At 28.1% G+C, this 17,615-nt stretch carries 18 protein-coding genes; 16 read left to right on the plus strand and 2 right to left on the minus strand.

All coding sequences use genetic code 11. The annotated features are described in order from the left end of the window. The first annotated feature begins 41 nt into the window (after positions 1-41). The 15 genes from BHW04_RS01275 to BHW04_RS01345 all read left to right on the plus strand — a co-directional run bounded on the left by BHW04_RS01275 (position 42) and on the right by BHW04_RS01345 (position 13,906). Complete coding sequence (locus BHW04_RS01275) at positions 42-197, plus strand: zinc-ribbon domain-containing protein (protein ID WP_022211904.1); 156 nt, start codon at positions 42-44, stop codon at positions 195-197. 148 nt (positions 198-345) lie between these two features. Next, positions 346-828, plus strand: coding sequence for a thiol peroxidase (gene tpx, locus BHW04_RS01280; RefSeq protein WP_186835404.1), 483 nt, complete (start codon positions 346-348; stop codon positions 826-828). A gap of 12 nt (positions 829-840) precedes the next feature. After that, positions 841-1,089, plus strand: coding sequence for a hypothetical protein (locus BHW04_RS01285; protein WP_022211902.1), 249 nt, complete (start codon positions 841-843; stop codon positions 1,087-1,089). A 156-nt stretch (positions 1,090-1,245) separates the two neighbouring features. Further along, positions 1,246-1,899 carry an HAD family hydrolase gene (locus BHW04_RS01290; protein WP_022211901.1) on the plus strand — a complete coding sequence of 218 codons (654 nt, stop codon included), beginning with the start codon at positions 1,246-1,248 and terminating at the stop codon, positions 1,897-1,899. A gap of 336 nt (positions 1,900-2,235) precedes the next feature. Next, positions 2,236-2,574 carry a PepSY domain-containing protein gene (locus BHW04_RS01295; RefSeq protein WP_022211900.1) on the plus strand — a complete coding sequence of 113 codons (339 nt, stop codon included), beginning with the start codon at positions 2,236-2,238 and terminating at the stop codon, positions 2,572-2,574. Between the two features lie 30 nt (positions 2,575-2,604). Next, a complete protein-coding gene (locus BHW04_RS01300; protein ID WP_302698593.1) occupies positions 2,605-3,276 on the plus strand; it encodes a response regulator transcription factor in 672 nt (223 codons plus the stop codon). Next, positions 3,276-4,637, plus strand: coding sequence for a sensor histidine kinase (locus tag BHW04_RS01305; protein WP_022211898.1), 1,362 nt, complete (start codon positions 3,276-3,278; stop codon positions 4,635-4,637). Before BHW04_RS01300 ends, BHW04_RS01305 begins: the two co-directional genes overlap by 1 nt. 171 nt (positions 4,638-4,808) lie before the next feature. Beyond that, positions 4,809-5,699 carry an ROK family protein gene (locus BHW04_RS01310; protein ID WP_022211897.1) on the plus strand — a complete coding sequence of 297 codons (891 nt, stop codon included), beginning with the start codon at positions 4,809-4,811 and terminating at the stop codon, positions 5,697-5,699. Positions 5,700-5,761: 62 nt separating this feature from the next. Continuing rightward, the gene (locus tag BHW04_RS01315; RefSeq protein ID WP_022211896.1) at positions 5,762-6,493 is read left to right on the plus strand and encodes a MurR/RpiR family transcriptional regulator; all 732 of its coding nucleotides are present in this window, start codon (positions 5,762-5,764) and stop codon (positions 6,491-6,493) included. 203 nt (positions 6,494-6,696) lie between these two features. Next, complete coding sequence (locus BHW04_RS01320; RefSeq protein ID WP_022211895.1) at positions 6,697-8,136, plus strand: glycoside hydrolase family 1 protein; 1,440 nt, start codon at positions 6,697-6,699, stop codon at positions 8,134-8,136. A gap of 37 nt (positions 8,137-8,173) precedes the next feature. Further along, entirely contained in the window at positions 8,174-8,476 is a 303-nt protein-coding gene (locus BHW04_RS01325; protein ID WP_022211894.1) for a PTS sugar transporter subunit IIB, read from the plus strand. Positions 8,477-8,516: 40 nt separating this feature from the next. Next, complete coding sequence (locus BHW04_RS01330; protein ID WP_022211893.1) at positions 8,517-9,887, plus strand: PTS sugar transporter subunit IIC; 1,371 nt, start codon at positions 8,517-8,519, stop codon at positions 9,885-9,887. A 24-nt stretch (positions 9,888-9,911) separates the two neighbouring features. Beyond that, positions 9,912-10,223, plus strand: coding sequence for a PTS lactose/cellobiose transporter subunit IIA (locus BHW04_RS01335; protein ID WP_022211892.1), 312 nt, complete (start codon positions 9,912-9,914; stop codon positions 10,221-10,223). A 117-nt stretch (positions 10,224-10,340) separates the two neighbouring features. Next, positions 10,341-11,066, plus strand: coding sequence for a beta-glucanase (gene bglS / locus BHW04_RS01340; protein ID WP_022211891.1), 726 nt, complete (start codon positions 10,341-10,343; stop codon positions 11,064-11,066). Between the two features lie 38 nt (positions 11,067-11,104). Continuing rightward, positions 11,105-13,906: a carbohydrate binding domain-containing protein gene (locus tag BHW04_RS01345; RefSeq protein WP_186835401.1), complete on the plus strand. Its 2,802-nt coding sequence runs from the start codon at positions 11,105-11,107 to the stop codon at positions 13,904-13,906. Between the two features lie 61 nt (positions 13,907-13,967). On the opposite strand, the gene BHW04_RS01350 is transcribed toward BHW04_RS01345, so the two are convergent. After that, on the minus strand, positions 13,968-15,482 hold the full coding sequence (locus BHW04_RS01350; protein WP_186835400.1) for a bifunctional metallophosphatase/5'-nucleotidase: 1,515 nt from the start codon (positions 15,480-15,482) through the stop codon (positions 13,968-13,970). A 234-nt stretch (positions 15,483-15,716) separates the two neighbouring features. Between BHW04_RS01350 and BHW04_RS01355 the strand changes: the two genes are divergently transcribed. Next, positions 15,717-17,081 carry a Na+/H+ antiporter NhaC family protein gene (locus BHW04_RS01355; RefSeq protein WP_186835399.1) on the plus strand — a complete coding sequence of 455 codons (1,365 nt, stop codon included), beginning with the start codon at positions 15,717-15,719 and terminating at the stop codon, positions 17,079-17,081. Here the strand turns inward: BHW04_RS01355 and BHW04_RS01360 are convergent. After that, positions 17,058-17,453, minus strand: a complete 396-nt coding sequence (locus BHW04_RS01360; protein WP_022211887.1) for a hypothetical protein — start codon at positions 17,451-17,453, stop codon at positions 17,058-17,060. The genes BHW04_RS01355 and BHW04_RS01360 overlap by 24 nt on opposite strands. Positions 17,454-17,615 lie beyond the last annotated feature (162 nt).

The following is a 17,615-nucleotide window of genomic DNA, read 5'->3' on the forward strand; positions in this document are numbered from 1 at the left end:
TTATTATCACATTAGAATCTTTAAAATTAGGAGGAATTATTATGACAGATAAGACATTAACTTGCAAAGATTGTGGTGCTGAATTCGTATTCACAGTTGGAGAACAAGAATTCTACAAAGAAAAAGGATTCGATAACGAACCAAAGAGATGTTTAGCTTGTAGAAGAGCTAAGAAAGCACAACAAAGCGATAGATAATTATTGAAATTGTTGATAGAGCTGTAGTTTATGCTACAGCTTTTTTAAAATTATAAATAAGTATGGAGTTTTATTTTTTAGAATAATAAAGAAAAAAGTTAGGAAATATAAATATGAGAAAAATAAAAAGGAGGTAAGAAAATATAATATGATTACATTTAAGGGAACACCAGTTACTTTGGAAGATAAATATATAAATGTTGGTGATTCTGCTCCAGATTTTCATTTAACCAACAAAGAATTAAAGGAAATAACCTTAAAGGATACCAGTGGAAAAAGAATATTTGTAATAGTTCCATCAGTTGATACACCAGTATGTGATAGGGAAGTAAGAAGATTTAATGAAGAAGCAGCAAAACTAAATAATGTAAGTATATATGTGGTATCAATGGATTTACCTTTTGCTCAAAGTAGATGGTGTGGTAGTGCAGGAATAGATAAGGTTACTATTTTATCAGATTATAAAAATAGAGATTTTGGTAAGAATTATGGTGTTTATATTAAAGAACTAGGACTTTTAACTAGGGCAATTATTATTGTAGATGAAAATAATAAAGTTTCGTATGTTGAGTACTGTAATGAAGTTTCTAGTGAACCAGATTATGAAGCAGCTTTAAATGCTGTAAAATAAGGAGTGGATTTTATGACTTTTAAAGAAAAAGTTAATGAAATGAAAATTCATCATGAAGAACATAAAGAAGAAAGACATGAAAGACATGAAGAAAAGAAATTTGCTCATGAAATAAAACATCAAATGAAGGAAGAAGAAAGGCTTAAAAAGCATGAAGAAAAGATTCATGAAAAAGAAGCTAAAAAATTAGCAAAAGATATTGAACATGATATAAAAAAGGAAGAAAAGTTTGCTAAAAAAGAAAATAAAATATTTGATTAATCTACCTAAATATAAGAAAGCTATATCATATTGATATAGCTTTCTTATATTTAGGTAGATTATAATATTATGGTGATATAAGTGAATAGCACATAAATAAAAGCGTGAAGAGAATTTTAGAGTTAAAGAAAAAATATAATATGATGGAGTGATTTTATGGGAAAAGAAGCAGTGATATTTGATATGGATGGAGTAATTTTTGATACGGAAAAAGTGTATTTAGATATTTGGCAAAGAGTTTTTGAAAAGTATGGATATAAAATGACTAAAGAATTATATATTACTGTAATGGGGACAGGAAGAGAAAATGTAATAAAGATATTTTTGGATAATTTTGGTGATGGACTTCCCATTGAAAAGATGTATGAAGAAAAGGATAAGCAGCTATTTTTTATAATAGAAAATGAGGGTATTCCCTTAAAAGAAGGTGTAAAAGAATTATTTTCAATGCTTAAAGAAAGAAACTATAAAATAGCTTTAGGGACATCCGCAAAAAGGGAGAGAGTGGAAAAACAGATAAAAGATAAATGGCTTAAAGAAAGCTTTGATGCAATAGTATGTGGTGATGATGTGGAAAAAGGAAAACCAAATCCAGATATATTTTTAAAAGCAGCAAAAGAAATTAATGTTAAACCTGAAGATTGTTTTGTTGTAGAAGATTCACCAGCAGGGATAAAAGCAGCTTTTTCTGGAGGAATGAAAGGAATTCATGTAGAGGATTTAAAGGTGGCTGATGAAGAAATATTAAAATATTGTAAAAAAAGCTTTAAGAATTTAAAAGAAATAAAGGAGTATTTAAGTTGTGAGTAAATTTAACAATATTAATAAAATATTATATTAAATTAAAAAATGTATTATAGAAAAAATAGGATATTAATATATGTGACACTAACAGATAATATTAGTTATGCAATAAAATTATATAAATAAGGCGTTGTTAAGCCTAATGCACTTATTTGGGAGATAAAATGATAATTCTTTAAATTAAGGTTAAAAAGGGATATTTAGAAATTCAAAGTATGGATAATAATCAAAAAGAGTAATTATTAAAAATTTTTAATAATTCTATAATATTAAATTCATTCTTTAATAACTATTTTTTTATAAGATGTATATATAAATAATAATAGTAAAGGAAGAAATGAAATGAACGAAAAAATAAATCTTATAGTAAAGACAATTAAAGAGAAAAAAAGAAAAATAATAAAAACTATGATTAAGCTAATGATAGTATTAGGAGTAATTGGAGTTATAATAGCAGGTATATTTTATGGGTATGTAAAATCTAATATAAATTATAGTAGAAGTGAAGCAGAGAAAATTGCTTTAGCAAGTATAAATGGACAAATAGTAGGGTATAGAATTGATTTGGAAGATGGTATTTTAGAATATGAATTTAAAATAAAAGATGGTAATAATAGATTATATGAAGTAAAAGTAAATTCTAAATATGGTGCAATAACTGATATAGATTACAATGGTTAATATACAGAAATTTTTGAAAGAAGTGATTTTGTGAAAAAAATTCTAATAATAGAAGATGAATCTAATATATCAGATTTTATAAAGATGGAACTGGAATATGAAGGCTATGAGGCAGAGATAAGTGAAGATGGCAAAGAAGGATTAATAAAAGCGTTAAGAGAAGATTATGATTTGATAGTGCTTGATTTAATGCTACCAGGTATTAGTGGTTTAGAAGTCTGTAGAAGATTAAAGAAAGAAAAAGATATTCCAGTTATAATGCTAAGTGCAAAAGATAGCGTAATGGATAAGGTAGCAGGACTACAAATTGGAGCAGATGACTATATAGCTAAGCCTTTTGCTATAGAAGAGCTTATTGCAAGGATTCAAGTTATATTTAGAAGAGCGGAAAAAGTAAAATCAAATATTATAAAGTTTAAAGATTTAAGTATTCAATTAGAATCAAGAACAGTTATGAAAAATGAAGAAAAAATTAATTTAACCAATAAAGAATATGAACTTTTAATATTGCTTTTAAACAATAAAGGAAAGGTTGTTACGAGAGATAACATATTAAATGAAGTATGGGGTTATGATTATGATGCAGGAACTAATGTAGTGGATGTTTATGTAAGTTATTTAAGAAATAAATTAGATGAAAAAAATAAAGAGGCATATATAGAAACTGTGAGAGCTGTTGGCTATATTATTAGTGAAAAGTAATGAAAAAACGAAAAAGATTACCGATATTTTTAGAATTTAGTATTATTTCTTCAATAATAATAGTATCAATAATTTGTGTTTATTCAGTGGTACAACTAATAAGCATGAATATGCTCACTATTGAATATGAAGAGGAGCAAATTGAAAAGAGATACGAAGAGTTAAGTTATATACTATCTAATATTGAATTAAAAGATAATACTTTAAATGATATTATAAAAGATGATGATGAAATTATAAGAATATATCAGGATAATTATATAAAATATAAAAGTAAAAATGATATTTGGGATAAGATACCGTTAAGTACTAATGAGGAGCTAAAAGTTAATTTTAGATATATAGATTGGGATTTATATGTTGTATTAGATGGAAAGATAGAAATTGATAATAAAGATTATAGAATTCAAATTGTACATGGAGATACGATTTTTGATGAAATAATGGAAAATTATTTTCAAACATTATTAATATCATTATTTATTGGAATTATATTAAGTATAATTGGAGCTATTTATTTATCAAAAAGATTTGTTGGTAGATTAAAAAATTTATCTAATACAATAAATGAAGTAAAGGAAAATGGCATAAAATATAGAGTAGAAATATCAAATACTAATGATGAATTTGATAAAGTTAATATATTATTTAATGATATGTTAGATGAAGTAGAAGAAGCATTTAATGAGCAAAGCAGGTTTGTTTCTGATGCATCTCATGAATTAAGAACTCCTCTTACAGCTTTGCAAGGTCATCTTAGAATGATAAAAAGATGGGGAAAGAATGATAAAGAGCGTTTAGAAAAATCATTAGATATATGTATTAGTGAAACAGAAAGATTAACAAAAATTGTTGGAGATTTATTAACATTATCAAGATGTGATAATGAGATAATAAATCTAAGTGAAATTGAAAAAATTCAAGCTAAACAAATAATTTTACAAATTATAGAACACTATAAGATATTAAATAATACTACTAAATTTAAATTAATAATGGATGAAAATCTAATGTTAAAAATTAAGCAGGATCATTTAAAGCAAATATTAATTATCTTTATTGATAATGCTATTAAGTATAATGATAAAGATGAATGTGTTATTGATATAAATATATTTGAAAAGAATGAAAATATATTATTTAATATAAGAGATAATGGTAAAGGAATACCAAAAGATGAAATACCTTACATTTTAAATAGATTTTATAAGGTTGATAAATCAAGAAAAAACAATAATTCCTTTGGATTAGGACTTTCAATTGCAGATAAAATAATTTCTTTATATGGTGGAAGAATTAAAATATATAGCGAAGAAGGAATATATACAGAAATAGTTCTTAAAATAAAAAATGAGTTATAGTGAAATAAAACATATTTTACTATAACTCATTTTTTATAAAACAATAAGTGATTTATTATTAAAAAAGTATATATTTTTACAAAAAGTATATATTTTTACAAAAAGTATTTAATTTATTAAATACATATGTTATTGTATAATTTGTAAAATATGGTTAAAGGGGGATTTGAAATGAAAAAAATAGGAATTGATATTGGAGGAACTTTTATTAAATATGCTTTAGTGGATGAATCGTATAAAATTATGGAGAAATGGAAAGTTGAAACTATTAAGTTTGAGACAAAAGATGAGCTTTATGATTATATATGCCATAACATGAGAGGGATTGAGGATATAGATGTAATAGGTATAAGTGCTCCAGGTGTTATAGATGAAGAAGCTAATGTTAGATCGTATGCAGCACCTAATTTAAGAATTATGTATGGAACTAATATAGTTCATGAAATACAAAATAGAACAAATAAAAAAGTTGCAGCAATAAATGATGCTAAAGCTGCAGGGTTATGTGAGTTTGAAATAGGAAATGCAAAAGATAGCAAATCATCGGCATTTTTAATATTAGGTACAGGAACAGGTGGATGTATTTGTAATGAAAATGGAGTGATATATGGAAAGGACTCTTTTGCTGGTGAATTTCATAAGCTTCCATTTATAAATTTTAGTAATGGAAAGATGGATAATATGGGTGATTATGCATCAATGACGGCTTTAATAAATATATATAATGACAAAGTTGATGAAAACGTTAAAGTGAGATATGGACATGAGGTATGTAATAAATATTTCGAAGGAGATAATACAGCAAAAGAAACTGTGGATCAGTGGATAAATTATATACTTGTACAGTTGATAACTATTACAGTTTTCTATAATCCAGAAGTTATTTGTATAGGTGGAGGAATATCTGAAGAAGAATGGTTTATTAATAGGATTAAAGAGAAGTATAGGGAAGAGTGTATTAGACATACCGAATGTGATGTTATTACAACTAAAATAGATAGATGTAAGTATAATAATGATGCAAATATACTTGGTGCAGTAATAAATGCAATTAAAAAATAGTTAGTATAAATAAATGAAAAGTTAAATCAAAAGAGTAGAAGAAGCTAACTTGAGGTGAAGATATGTTTAGATATGAAGTGATACAAAGTTTAAACAACTTAGAATTATCCCTATATGAATATATTATGAAAAACAGTAAAAAAGTAATATATATGAGAATACGGGAACTTGCAGAGGAAGCACATGTATCTACAACTACAATATTGAGATTTTGCAAGAAATTGAACTGTGAAGGATTTTCAGAATTTAAAGTCAAATTTAAAATGTATATTGAAGAAAATAATATTAAAAAGGTAAATGATGATACATCAGAAATAATAAATTTTCTGAAAAATATTGAAGGCAGTGATTTAGATAATAGATTAGATACATTATGTAATATGCTTAAAACGGCTAATAGTATTATATTTTTAGGAATAGGATCCTCAGGAATACTGTGTAAATATGCAGCTAGATATTTTTCTGCTATTGGAAAGTTTACCTTTCATATTGATGATCCATTTTTCCCTAAGAATTTTAAATGTTATGGTGAGTGTCTCATAATAGCTTTATCAGTATCAGGAGAAACATCAACTACTATAGAAAATATTGTTAGATTTAAAAAAGAAAACTGTACAATTGCCAGTATAACAAATACGGAAAATTGTACTATAGCTAAAATATCAGATTTAAATTTACCTTATTATGTGCAACAAGTTAAAGTTAATTATAGTGATATTACAACACAAATTCCTGTATTATATATGATAGAGAGGATTGGCAAAAAGCTATATAATGAATATGGTATAGAGTAAGAAAGCACATATAGACTCAATTTTTTGAGTGTATATGTGCCTTTTATTTATATATTTTTAGTGTTTTTTAAAAAACACCTTGTTTTATTTTTGTATGTATTTTTTAAAGGTGGAACATGTTTTTTTTGCTTTAGAAAATGATTACAAACCAGAAAATGTATTATATACTAAATTCATGAAGTGAAACAAGGAGAGATGATTTAATGATTTATGAAAAGTTAGAAAAATTTAGTGATGGATTCTTGTGGGGATCTGCCTCTGCAGCTTATCAAGTAGAAGGAGCATGGAACCAAGATGGAAAAGGAGAAAGTATCTGGGATGTATATACTAAGCTACCTGGAAAAACATATAAAGGTACTAACGGTGATGTAGCTGTTGATCACTATAATAGGTACAAAGAAGATGTAGCTTTAATGGCTGAGATGGGATTAAAGGCATATAGATTTTCAATAGCATGGACTAGAATATATCCTAAAGGTCGTGGAGAAGTAAATGAAGCTGGTTTAAAGTTTTATGAAGATTTAATAAACGAGCTTATAAAAAATAATATTAAACCAATCATAACACTATATCATTGGGATTTACCGCAATATTTACAAGACTTATATGGTGGTTGGGAATCAAGAGAAATAATAAATGATTTTAACAATTACTGTATAACGTTATTTAAGAGATTTGGTGATAAAGTTAAATATTGGGTAAGTTTAAATGAACAAAATGTATTTATAAATTTAGGATACATGACAGCATTACATCCACCAGGAGTTAAAGATTTAAAGAGAATGTTACAAGCTAATCATATTGCAAACTTAGCTAATGCAAAAGTTATTGAATCTTTTAGAGCTTATGTACCAAATGGAATGATTGGTCCAAGCTTTGCATTCTCACCAATATATGCAAATACATGTAATCCAGAGGATGTTATAGCAGCAGAAAATGCAGAAGAATTAAATAATAACTGGTGGCTTGATGTTTATTGTAAAGGTATATATCCAGCATTTGCAATGAAGTATTATGAAAAATTAGGAGTAGCACCAGTGATTGAAGATGGTGATTTAGAATTATTAGAAAGAGCAAAACCTGATTTCATTGGAATAAATTACTATCAAACAACAACAATTGAAAAAAATGGATTAGATGGTGTAGGTGCTGTAGAAGGAATGAATAACACTGGTAAAAAGGGAACAGCACAAGACAGTGGTATACCAGGAGTATTTAAAAATATTAAAAATCAATATTTAGAATATACAAATTGGGATTGGGCAATAGATCCTGAAGGATTAAGAATAGGATTAAGAAGATTAACAAGTAGATATGGGTTACCTATTTTAATTACTGAAAATGGTTTAGGTGAATTTGATAAATTAGAAGAAAATGAAGTTGTAAATGATGATTACAGAATAAAATATTTAAGCAATCATGTTAGAGCTTGTAAAGAAGCTATCACAGATGGTGTTGAATTGTTAGGATATTGTACATGGTCATTTACAGATTTATTAAGTTGGTTAAATGGATATCAAAAACGTTATGGTTTTATATATATAGATAGAGATGAAAAAGAAATCAAAGAATTAAAAAGAATTAAAAAGAAAAGTTTCTATTGGTATAAGAAAGTAATAGAAACTAATGGAGAAGAATTATAAAAATATTATAATAAAAAAATTTATGAGGTGATTAATTATGAAAAAAATATTATTAGTATGTTCAGCAGGAATGTCAACAAGTTTATTAGTTAATAAAATGAAGAGCGCAGCTCAAGATATGAATGTGGAAGTAGAAATTGAAGCATTACCAGTATCAGAATGTTCAACAAAAATTAATGAAGTTGATATAGTTCTTTTAGGACCACAAGTACGTTTCCAAAAACCAGTAGTGGAAAAATTAGCATGTGGAAGAATACCAGTAGACGTAATCGATATGAGATTATATGGAATAATGGATGGAAAATCAATATTAATAAGTACATTAGAAAAAATTAAATAGTAAAATAAAAAATTAATAAAGAATGAAAGAAGGGTATATTATGAGTTTTATGGAAAAATTTCAATCTCAAATTGAAAGATTTCTAGTGCCGTTAGCAAGTAAGTTGAATTCACAAAGACATATTTGTGCAGTAAGAGATGCATTTATATTAACATTCCCATTAACAATGGCTGGATCATTAATGGTATTAATTAATTCAGTATTTTTATCACCAGATGGATTTGTTTGTAAGATGTTAAGATTACAAAAGATATTTCCCAATATTGCAGAATATCAAGCTATATTTAGTCCAGTATTAAAAGGATCAACAGATATTCTTGCAATATTAGTAACATTCTTGATTGCAAGAAATTTAGCTAAACAGCTTAAATCTGATGATTTATTATCAGGATTAACAGCAGTATCTGTTTATTTTATAATATATCCTGATTATGTAAATGTAGAAGGCGCAAAGCATTTAGCAACTCAATTTTTTGGGCCACAAGGTCTATTTGTTGCAATAATAGTTGGTTTATTAGTTGGTGAACTAATGTCAGCTTTATCAAAATCTAATAAGTTAGAAATCAAAATGCCAGAGCAAGTACCACCAGCAGTAGCTAGAACCTTTAAGTTATTAGTACCTATAATAATAACAACAGTTTCATTCACTTTTGTAAACTTCTTTATTAAGAAAATTGCACCAGGTGGATTGAACGAAATAATTTACAATGTAATTCAACAACCATTAACTAAATTATCACAAAATGTAGGATCAGTTTTAATATTAACATTAATATCTCAAACACTTTGGGTTATGGGTATCCATGGACCAAATACTATTGCGGCTGTACGTGATACTATGTTCTCAGAAGTAACTAATGCTAACCTTTCATATGCTGCAGCAAATGGAACTGCATGGGGAGCACCTTATCCAGTAACATTCAATGCTTTATATGATGGATTTGGAGCATACGGTGGATCAGGAGCAACATTAGGTTTAATAATTGCTCTATTCTTATTTAGTAAAGCAAAAGAACATAAGAGTATTGCTAAACTTTCATTTGCACCAGGATTATTCAATATAAATGAAATGGTTATCTTTGGATTACCAATAGTATTAAACCCAATATACATGATACCATTTATTTTAACGCCATTAGTAGGTGAAATGATTGGTTATTTATCAATAGCTGTATTTAAAATCATACCACCAATTGCTTTCCAAGTACCTTGGACAACACCAGGACCATTAGCACCATTCTTAGGCACAGGTGGAAATATATTAGCATTAATAATGGGATTTGTTTCTCTTGCTGTTAGTGTATTGATGTATGCACCATTTGTAATTGCTGCTAGTAAAGCAGAAGTAAAAGCAGAAGAAGACAGAAGAAAACATGAGTTAAGTAATAGTAAAGATACTGTAACTATTTAAAAATTAAAGTAGGAGTTGTAAGTAATGGAAGGATTAGAATTAATAGCATTTGAGATAATTAGTAATGTTGGTATGGCTAAATCATTAGCTATTGAGGCATTAAGAGTAGTAAGAAGTGGTAACTATGCAGAAGGTGAAGAGAGATTATCTGAAGCAGCGAAATATCTTACGGAAGGGCATCATGCACATACTTCATTAATACAAAAGGAAGCAGCAGGAGAAAAGACAGAATTTTCATTAATGCTTATGCATGCAGAAGATCAAATGATGAGTGCAGAAGTTATTAAATCTTTAGCTGAAGAAATGATAGAAATGTATAAAGAGTTAAAAGGCTAAGAACTTTTAATCTAAAACTCTATAAAATAAATTGATAAATAATAATATTTATCAATTTATTTTATTCTTAATGTAAACATTTTCTATTAGAGGTATATTTTTAAAGGAGTGAATAATATGAAAATAAAATTATCAAAAATTATTACAGGTATTTTATTAGCAGGAACATTATTATCAACTCAAGTTTCAGCATTAACAACTAGTCATTTTGGAGATGGACTTAGTTATATGAACTCAAGAGATTGGAGCAAATCAGATGGATGGTCCAATGGAGGTATGTTTGATTGCACATGGAGAGGACAAAACGTTAATTTTTATAATGGAACTATGGAATTGGCAATAACTAGAGATTATCAAGGTGGTGTTTCACAATATGCTGGTGGGGAATATAGAAGTAATGATACTTATGGATATGGACTTTATCAAGTTAGAATGAAGCCAGCGAAAAATACAGGAGTAGTTTCTTCATTTTTCACTTATATAGGACCAACTGATAATAGCCCATGGGATGAAATAGATATAGAGTTTTTAGGTAAAGACACTACTAAGGTACAGTTTAATTATTATACAAATGGTGTAGGAAACCATGAATATCTTTATGATTTAGGTTTTGATGCATCACAAAGTTTTCATACTTATGCTTTTAATTGGCAGCCAAATTACATTGCATGGTTAGTTGATGGTAAGGAAGTTTATAGAGCATATGATAATATTCCATCACATCCAGGAAAAATAATGATGAATTTATGGCCAGGAAAAAATGTAGATTCATGGCTTGGCAGATTCAATGGTGCTACGCCAATTAAAGCGTACTATGATTGGGTATCTTATGATCCAATGTAATAAAAATTAAAGAATAATAACTATAATAGGAGGATAGAATGAAGAAAAAGATTTGTAATGTGTTAGTTGGCACTTTAGTAACAAGTATGATGAGTAATACGGTTAATGTTAGTAATGTATATGCTGATAGTAATATTGATTTTATGAAAGAAACTAGTGAAGACTGGAAACTAGTGTGGGAAGATAATTTTGATGGTGATTCATTAAATATGGAAGACTGGAATTATGAAACACATGAACCAGGATGGGTAAACAATGAATTACAAGAGTATACTGACTCTACAGATAATATTTATGTAAAAGATGGAGAGCTAGTTCTTAAAGCCATCAAAGATGAAACTGAAGATGGTGTTAAATATACTTCAGGGAAAGTAACAACTCAAAATAAACGAGATTATAAATATGGTCGTTTTGAAGCTAGATTAAAAGTTCCAGAAGGACAAGGGTTATGGCCAGCCTTTTGGATGATGCCAACAGATGAGAATCTTTATGGTTCTTGGCCAAGATGTGGTGAAATAGATATTATGGAGGTATTAGGACATGAGCCAGAAAAAGCTTATGGAACAATACATTATGGTAATCCACATAGAGAGCAGCAAGGGACTTATATTTTAGATGGAACTACATTTGCTGATGATTATCATGTATTTTCAGTGGAGTGGGAACCAAGTGAAATGCGTTTCTATATAGATGGAAACTTATATCATACAGTGAATGATTGGTATACTAAGCAAGAAGGTGATGATGAGAAAACATATCCAGCACCTTTTGATCAAACATTTTATCTTCAATTCAATTTAGCAGTTGGTGGAAATTGGCCAGGTAATCCAGACGAAACTACTGATTTTGAAAATGCTGAACTTAAGGTGGATTATGTTAAGGTTTATCAGTTAGATAGCTATGATGAAAATGTTACTAAGCCAGAAAAAGAACCAGTTGATTTAAGAGATCCAGATGCTACTGGAAACTATATTAATAATGGAGATTTTTCTGTAAATGAAGATTTAACTGATAATGAAGGTTGGATTAAACTTACAACTCTTGGTGGAAGAGGAGAAAGCATAATTGAAAATAATAAAATTATTCTTACTACTGAAGAAGTAGGAAAGGAAAATTACTCATTACAATTAGTTCAACCTCAATTACCTTTAAAGCAATATGGTGAATATAGACTTACTTTTGATGCAAGAGCAGATGAAGATAGAACAATGATAGTAAATGTTACTTCACCAGATAGAGGATATGTGAGACAATTTGAAGATACAGTAGTTAATCTTACAAATGAATTACAAAGCTATTCTTATGATTTTATTATGAAAGACATTGATGAGGCTAATGGTAGAGTAGAATTTAGCTATGGTAATCAAGGATCATTAGCTACTATTGAAATAAGTAATGTTAGATTAGAAAAAATAGGTCAACATGAAGCAGAAGATAACAATAAAAAAACAGTTCTTCCGGATGGAAACTATGTATATAATGGTACATTTGATGTAGGACAAGACCGTATGAAATATTGGGATATAGAATCTACAATAGATAATGTTTCTATTGGTGTACCAAATATCAATAATTCAAGAGAGCTAAAAGTAGATGTTAAAGAAAATCCAGCATCATTAAGTGATGTAATAGTTAAGCAAACAGACCTTGCTATAGCAAAAAATAAAGAATATACTCTTTCATTTGATGCTTATGGCGAAGAAGATAAAACTATTAAGGCGCAAATTAATGGTGAAAGCTTTGAAGCAAATATTACTACAGAAAAGACTAACTTCAAATATAAATTTAAAACAGGAGAAGTTTTAAATAATTCAAATTTAGAATTATTATTAGGTGCTTATGGAGTAACTTATATTGATAATGTTAGAATTAAAGAAACAGGTTTAATCACAAATGGAGATTTCGGCAATGGATTTGCTAAGTGGGAGTTATTTGCAGATAGCAGTGTATCATCTAAAGTATCATCTTCAATAGATAACTCTACAGGTGATCCTTCAGCAAGAATAGATATTCAAGATACTGGTGATGCTGATTGGAAAATACAACTTAAGCAAAGTAATGTAAAACTAGAAAAAGGAAAGAAGTATGTATTATCTCTTGATGCAAAAAGTACAATTGATAGATCAATAATGTTTACTATTCAAAGAGATGGAAGCAGTGATAACGACTGGAGACCATATTCTCCTAATGAAATAGTTGAGTTAAAAGGTGAATACAATAAATATCAAGTAATTTTTGAAATGACAGAAGAAAGTGATGAAAATTCAATTTTCAGTATAGCTATGGGAGCTGTTAATGGAACACAAATTACTGATGAACATTCAATAAATATAGATAATGTAAAATTAGAAGAATATATTCCACTAGTTACTGAAAATTTATTTAATACTATTAAAAATGCAAAAGTAATAGTATATAGTGATGAATTTGATGAAATAGTTGAAGAAGATAGAGAAAAGCTAATTGCTGCATTAAATGAAGCAGAAGAAGTGTATGAGAATGCAGTTTCAGAAAATCCAACAGTAACACAAGAAATAATTGACAATGCAGAGCAAAATTTAAAAAATATTATGGATAATTTAAGAAAAGAAGAACAAAAAGAACCTGGTCAAGATGACAATAATCAAGATGAAAACAATAAGCCAGGAAATAATAAACCTGGAGATAACAAACCAGGAAATAACAAACCTGGAGCAGACAATAAAAATGAAGGCATTAATAAGAATAATAAATCTTTAGTTAATACTGGAAGTGAAGCTCATGTAATAATATTAGCTTCAGCTCTAGTAATGGTTGCAGTTGGAGTTAAAATTATAAAAAGGAAAAAGAGCATAAATTAATTTAAAACCTATAGTTGAATTTATTTTCAACTATAGGTTTATTTTTATAAGTATAGTTTTTTTAGTAAACAACATTTATATATTTAGTGCAGTCTACTTGAACATTTGTATGCTTTCTAAAGTAATTAATTATTACTTCAGGCATTTCGCATTGTATTTCTTTTATCATAGGACATTCCGTTAAGAATTCATAGCCACCAGCACCTGTAGCCCTATAATTATTCATTACAAGTGATAATGATGTATTATCAGATAGCTCTTGGCCTTTAAATTTTATAGAAGTTACTCTTGAACCTACAGGTTTTCTTAAATCAAAAGTATATTCAATATTATTAAAATAATCATAATTATAATGTTGCACTTTAGGCTTTAGAAACCTATTTGAGATTGAAATAGTTTCATTATCTATATGGAAGTAGCTAGCACATCTTTCTAAAGCTAATTTTAAGTATTTTCTATTTACTTCTAAAACTGCAAGGGTGTTTGGAAATTTATAAGTAGACATTATATCTCTTACAGTAACATTTTTATTAAAGCCTTTTATTTCGTTAGAAAAAGAAGTACAAGAAATATCAGCTCCGCTTTCAGCAATTTGAATTTGATTAATAAAATTAGCTAGTTCTGAACCATTTAGAGCCATTTCTAAGTGTGATGAAGGCATTAATTCTTTGTTTAGGAAGCCAACAGGTGTATCAAGCCATTCTTGAATTTTTTCTTCCAATGGAAGATATTTTTCATACATTTCTTTTTGTGGATTTATAGATACATCTTTTAAAGATGATTCAATAGTTTTTATTCCATCATTTTGTAATGTAAGATCTAATTCTAGATACTTAGTTCCATTAAAAGGCGTTTGAGCTATATGAGTGCCATGAAGTGTCTGCCCAGCGATAGACATATGTTGATGGCCTGTTAGGAGAATATCAAAAGAAAAATCTTCACATAATTTATAGGCTATATTTTCTGATGTTTTAGTAAGCTGTTTATGTGTTTCTAAGTCATACTCAAAGCCACCATGATAAATACCAATAAGTACGTCACAAGAAGATTTTACTTCATCAAAATAATATGAAACAGCTTTATATGTAGTACTAATTGTTAGATTTTCAATATTTTCAGCACGTTCCCATCTATTTATAAAATCTGTTGTAATACCGATTATACCAACTCTTAAACCATTACCTAATGTTTTAATATCGTATGGTAATATAGGAAGCTGTCCAGTTTTATCCACTATGTTTGCACATAAGCATTTAGCTTTTAATGTATGGAGATATTTATTTAAATAAGTAAGACCATAATTAAAATCATGGTTTCCTAAAGTTATATAATCATAGCCAGCAGCATTCATTATGTCTGCTATTGGATGAGTAGTGAAATCATTATTACTTAAATAGTTTGTAAAAGGAGAACCTTGAATAGTATCACCACAATCAATTATTAGAGTATTATCATCCTTTTTAAAATTTGACATTATGTTTAAAAGTCCAATGTTTTTTTCACTTCTATCAACATAATTAGTAGGATAAATATATCCATGCATGTCAGAAGTAAAGTAAATTTTTAAATTTTTCATATTATTACCTCATCTATAATATAGTATTTTCATAAGTTTGCTATCTACATTTAGATTATAACATTTATTGTATGATAAAAAATATAGATATATTTATATAAGTATGTAAAAAACAGAAAATATATAAAAAAATTAATTTTTTTTATATATTTTATTGTAGTACTAATGTATACTTAATAGGGCTTTAAATAAAGTACTAAAATATAATTTTATAAAACGGAAGGGGAATGATAAGTGGAATACGGTGTATTAAGTATTTTACCAGCATTGATTGTTATAATCTTTGCTTTATTAACAAAAAAAACATTAGAAGCATTATTATTAGGAACATTATCAACCTATATAATAATGTACGGGTTTGGGTTCGGTAGTAAATGGTCTGAGGCCTTTTTTACATCTGCTGGTAATCCAGATAATCAATGGGTATTAATTGTATGTGGTTTATTTGGGAGTTTAATTGCATTACTTAGAAAGTCTAAAGGAACATTAGGGTTTGCAGGAAAGTTAGAAAGATATTGTAAAACCCAAAAAAGTACATTGATTACAACCTGGATATTAGGGATTTTAATTTTTGTTGATGAATACTTAAACATCATGACCTTAGGGGCATGTATGAAAAATATAAGTGATAAGAAAAAAGTTCCAAGAGAATCATTAGCGTATATAATAGATTCTACAGGAGCACCAGTTTGTGTATTATTACCATTTTCAACATGGGCAATATTTTATGCCAGTGTTTTTGGAAAAGAGCCTGCTGTTGCAGCATTAAATTATGGAAGTGATATAGCTACATATCTTAAAGTTATTCCATTTACTTTTTATGCATGGGCATCAGTTATTATAGTGCCACTTTTCATTTTAGGGATAATACCTAAAATTGGTAAAATGAAAGACGCTTATAAGAGAGTGGAAACAACGGGAAAAGTTTATGGTGAAACTAGTAGTAAGTTTAATTCGGATTTGCTTGATGAATATGCAAATGGAGAAGGAAAGCTTATTGACTTTTTATTACCAATGGGTGTGTTAATTGGTATGACAATAATTAGCGGAGATTTATTTATATCTGTTATAGCAGCACTGTTTGTGTGTCTTGTACTATATGTACCAAGAAAGAAAATGACATTTGATGAATTTTGTGATATTTATATAAGAGGATTCTGTGACATGGTGCCAACAATAGCCATTGTGTTTATGGCCTTTGTTATGCAGCAAGCAGCTAATGATATAGGGTTGCCTAACTATGTAATAGAAACAGTTGCTCCATATTTAAATGGAGATATTTTCCCGGCAGTATCATTTATTGTGGTTGCATTACTTACATTTATTACAGGAAGCAACTGGGGCATACCAGCAGTATGCGTACCAATTATTCTTCCACTTGGAGCATCATTAGGTGCTAACTTAGTTTTAGTAATGGCAGCAGTATTATCTGGAGGAGCATTAGGTAGTCATGCTTGTTTCTACTCAGACGCTACAGTATTAACATCTAGTTCATGCAGTATTGATAATATGGATCATGCACTAAGTCAAATTCCATATGCACTGATTGCAAGTGCAGTAAGCTTAGCAGGATTTTTAATTTGTGGATTTATTCTTTAATAATTCCATGGCTTTTTCCTTTGCATAAAGAAAAGAGTCTTTTACTAATTGGAATTCTTTTTCGGTGGAAATAGGACGATAATATCCTTCTAAACATACTCCTTTAGAAGGACCATGAACATTAATGGTCATATTCATATAAGCAGGTATGCCATAAATACATTCATCACAGTTATGTTCTATGGATTTGAAAAGTTCAAAATTATTACGAAGGGCTATAAGATGATTGTCTATATCTGTACTTTTTATGATAATTGATATATTACCACCGTTGGGGTCAAGAGGAAGGAATGAATATTGGATAAACCACTTATTATTAACGATTGTGAGAATTCCACCACAGGGTAGTTTTTCATAATAAGGTAAAGTCAAAATAAAACCTCCTTGTAAAATTTGGTTATAAATATATTTTAAGATATATATCAATTTCTTTCAAGGATATTTAAAAGGGGACGTCTCATAAATGATTTTTAAATCATTTATGTAGACGACCTCTTTTTTGTTTTTTAGAAAAATTATTCAGTTTATATTATG

Source organism: Clostridium sp. 29_15, assembly GCF_001916075.1.
Classification (GTDB): Bacteria; Bacillota; Clostridia; order Clostridiales; family Clostridiaceae; genus Clostridium; species Clostridium lentum.

Excerpts from the sequence above, each read along its gene's own strand:
- BHW04_RS01275 (WP_022211904.1), top strand. The coding sequence starts at position 42 with ATGACAGATAAGACATTAACTTGCAAAGATTGTGGTGCTGAATTCGTA.
- tpx (WP_186835404.1), top strand. The coding sequence starts at position 346 with ATGATTACATTTAAGGGAACACCAGTTACTTTGGAAGATAAATATATA.
- BHW04_RS01285 (WP_022211902.1), top strand. The coding sequence starts at position 841 with ATGACTTTTAAAGAAAAAGTTAATGAAATGAAAATTCATCATGAAGAA.
- BHW04_RS01290 (WP_022211901.1), top strand. The coding sequence starts at position 1,246 with ATGGGAAAAGAAGCAGTGATATTTGATATGGATGGAGTAATTTTTGAT.
- BHW04_RS01295 (WP_022211900.1), top strand. The coding sequence starts at position 2,236 with ATGAACGAAAAAATAAATCTTATAGTAAAGACAATTAAAGAGAAAAAA.
- BHW04_RS01305 (WP_022211898.1), top strand. The coding sequence starts at position 3,276 with ATGAAAAAACGAAAAAGATTACCGATATTTTTAGAATTTAGTATTATT.
- BHW04_RS01310 (WP_022211897.1), top strand. The coding sequence starts at position 4,809 with ATGAAAAAAATAGGAATTGATATTGGAGGAACTTTTATTAAATATGCT.
- BHW04_RS01315 (WP_022211896.1), top strand. The coding sequence starts at position 5,762 with ATGTTTAGATATGAAGTGATACAAAGTTTAAACAACTTAGAATTATCC.
- BHW04_RS01320 (WP_022211895.1), top strand. The coding sequence starts at position 6,697 with ATGATTTATGAAAAGTTAGAAAAATTTAGTGATGGATTCTTGTGGGGA.
- BHW04_RS01325 (WP_022211894.1), top strand. The coding sequence starts at position 8,174 with ATGAAAAAAATATTATTAGTATGTTCAGCAGGAATGTCAACAAGTTTA.
- BHW04_RS01330 (WP_022211893.1), top strand. The coding sequence starts at position 8,517 with ATGAGTTTTATGGAAAAATTTCAATCTCAAATTGAAAGATTTCTAGTG.
- BHW04_RS01335 (WP_022211892.1), top strand. The coding sequence starts at position 9,912 with ATGGAAGGATTAGAATTAATAGCATTTGAGATAATTAGTAATGTTGGT.
- bglS (WP_022211891.1), top strand. The coding sequence starts at position 10,341 with ATGAAAATAAAATTATCAAAAATTATTACAGGTATTTTATTAGCAGGA.
- BHW04_RS01345 (WP_186835401.1), top strand. The coding sequence starts at position 11,105 with ATGAAGAAAAAGATTTGTAATGTGTTAGTTGGCACTTTAGTAACAAGT.
- BHW04_RS01350 (WP_186835400.1), bottom strand. The coding sequence starts at position 15,482 with ATGAAAAATTTAAAAATTTACTTTACTTCTGACATGCATGGATATATT.